This is a genomic window from Anaeromyxobacter sp. PSR-1 (assembly GCF_000964525.1).
Taxonomy (GTDB): domain Bacteria; phylum Myxococcota; class Myxococcia; order Myxococcales; family Anaeromyxobacteraceae; genus Anaeromyxobacter.
Genome location: NZ_BAZG01000316.1, coordinates 1 through 2,421, shown reverse-complemented (window position 1 = coordinate 2,421; position 2,421 = coordinate 1). Strand labels below are relative to the sequence as shown.

The 2,421-nt window shown below is 77.2% G+C and carries 3 protein-coding genes; all 3 read left to right on the top strand.

Going from position 1 to position 2,421, the window contains the following annotated elements; all coding sequences use genetic code 11:
* Nucleotides 1-66 precede the first annotated feature (66 nt).
* A complete protein-coding gene (locus PSR1_RS22885) occupies nt 67-585 on the top strand; it encodes an adenine phosphoribosyltransferase (RefSeq protein WP_059439600.1) in 519 nt (172 codons plus the stop codon).
* Nucleotides 586-638: 53 nt separating this feature from the next.
* Nucleotides 639-1,505 carry an MBL fold metallo-hydrolase gene (locus PSR1_RS22880; RefSeq protein ID WP_059439599.1) on the top strand — a complete coding sequence of 289 codons (867 nt, stop codon included), beginning with the start codon at nt 639-641 and terminating at the stop codon, nt 1,503-1,505.
* A partial coding sequence (locus PSR1_RS22875; RefSeq protein WP_059439598.1) for a glycosyltransferase family 2 protein occupies nt 1,502-2,421 on the top strand: 920 nt, incomplete at its 3' end. The genes PSR1_RS22880 and PSR1_RS22875, both read left to right, overlap by 4 nt.

Here is a 2,421-nt window from a genome sequence, read left to right as displayed (position 1 = left end):
GGCCGCGCAACCCGCTGCTCTTCCTCCCCTGAAGCCAGCGCGGATCCCGTGGTAAGGTGCGCCCCCATGATGGACGCCGTCCGCGCCAGGATCCGCGACGTTCCCGACTTCCCGAAGAAGGGGATCGTCTTCAAGGACATCACGCCGGTCCTCTCGGATCCGCACACCTTCCGCGAGGTGATCGACGCCTTCGTCGGGCGCTGGAAGGGCGAGCGCGTGGACAAGGTGATCGGGATCGAGTCGCGCGGCTTCATCTTCGGGGCGCCCATCGCCTACGCGCTCGGCGCCGGCTTCACCATCGTGCGCAAGCCGGGGAAGCTGCCCTGGGAGACGGTCCGCGAGGTCTACGCGCTGGAGTACGGCGAGGGCGCGCTGGAGCTGCACATCGACGCGATCGGGCCCGGCGACCGCGTGCTGGTGGTGGACGACGTGCTCGCCACCGGCGGCACCGCCGCCGCGGCGGGGCGGCTGGTGGCCCGGCAGGGCGCGGAGCTGCTCGGGTACGCGTTCCTGGCCGAGCTCTCGTTCCTGAACGGCGCGCGCCAGCTCGGCCACGCCAAGGTCCACTCGCTGCTCACGTTCTGAGCGTGAACGCGGCGGCGCGTGCCCGTCGGCCGCCGCGCGCTTATGATCCGGGCGTGGCCGCGCCCGCCCACCGCACGCTCAAGTTCCTCGGCACCGCCGGCGCGCGCTTCGCCGTGTCCACCCAGCTGCGCCACTCCGGCGGGCTGGTCTGGGCGCTCGACGGCGCCACGGTCTGGGTCGACCCCGGCCCCGGCGCGCTGGTGCGCGCGCTCTCCTCCCGGCCGAAGATCGACCCGGCCAAGGTGGACGCGCTGGTGATCACGCACCGCCACCTCGACCACGCCGGCGACGCCACCGCGGTGGTGGAGGCCATGACGCGCGGCGGGTTCTCGCCGCGCGGCACGCTGCTCGCGCCGCGCGACGCGCTCGAGACCGAGCCGGTGGTGTTCCGCTACGCGCAGGCGTTCCCGGCCCGCGTCGGCGTGCTCGCGCCCGGCGCGCGGCACGCGCTCGCGCCCGGGGTGACGCTGGAGACGCCGGTCGCGCACGACCACGGCGTCGAGACCTACGGGTACGTGCTCTCCGCGCCCGGCCTCCGCGCCGGCCACGTGGTGGACACGTTCTGGATGGACGCGCTGCCCGAGGCGTACGCCGGGGTCGAGCTCCTGCTGGTGAACACCACCCGCCTGCGCGGCGGCGACCGCCGCTACCTGCACCTCGGCGCCGACGACGCGGAGCGGCTGGTGGCGGCGGTGCGGCCGCGCCTCGCGGTGCTCACGCACCTCGGCATGCAGCTCCCGCCGCGGAAGGCGGACGCCGCGGCGCTCGAGATCTCGCGGCGCACCGGGGTGCCCACCGTGGCGGCGCGGGACGGGTGGCTCCTCGACCTCGACGATCTCCCGGCCGCCGCGGCGCGCGCCCGGTCCCGCGCGCCGGCGCAGGATCGCGGGCCGGCCGCGGACGGCGGGCCGGCCGCGTGAGCGCGCTCGCCCTCGCGCTCGCGGCGCTGGCGCTCGCGGGGTGGGCGCGGGTGGCGTGGAGCGGGCTCCGCAGCGATCGCGCGCTGGCCCGGCTCGAGGACCTCCCCCTGCCGCGCGAGGTGCCGCGGGTCTCGGTGGTCGTCCCGTGCCGCGACGAGGCCCCGCACGTCGAGCGGGCGGTGCGGTCGCTCCTCGCGCAGGACCTGCCCGGCCTGGAGGTGGTGGCGGTGGACGATCGCTCCGGCGACGCGACCGGCGAGATCCTCGACCGGCTCGCGGCGGCCGAGCCCCGCCTGACAGTGGTGCACGTGCGCGAGCTGCCAGCAGGCTGGCTCGGGAAGAACCACGCCTGCGCCGCCGGGGCGCGGCGCGCGCGGGGCGAGTGGCTGCTGTTCACCGACGGCGACGTGGTGTTCGGGCCGGGCGCGCTGCGCCGGGCGGTCGGCCACGCCGAGGCGCTCGGGCTCGGCCACCTCGCCGCCGCGCCGCGGTTCGTCGCCCCCGGCACCCTGGAGCGCGCGTTCGTGGCGGCGTTCGCGGCGTTCGCGGCCGGGGCGTTCCGGGTCTGGGAGCTGCCGCGCGCCGGGACGCGCGGGTTCGCCGGGGTGGGCGCGTTCAACCTGGTCCGGCGCGACGCCTACGAGGCCGTGGGCGGGCACGCCCGGCTGCGGCTCGAGGTGGTGGACGACGTGAAGCTGGGGCTGCTGCTGCGCCGCAGCGGCGTGCCGCAGGGGCTCGTGAACGGCGGGGCGCTGGTGTCGGTCCGCTGGCAGCACGGCTTCGTCCCATCCGTGCTGGGCCTCGTGAAGAACGCGTTCGCCGGCGCGGAGTACCGGGTGGCCCGCGCGCTCGGGGTGGCGGCGTGGGCGGTGTTCCTGGGCGCGGCGCCGCTCGCCCTCGCGCTCGCCGCGCCCGG

What these genes read in the sequence shown, in the direction of transcription:
- PSR1_RS22885 (WP_059439600.1), top strand. Translation starts at nt 67, where the DNA reads ATGATGGACGCCGTCCGCGCCAGGATCCGCGACGTTCCCGACTTCCCG.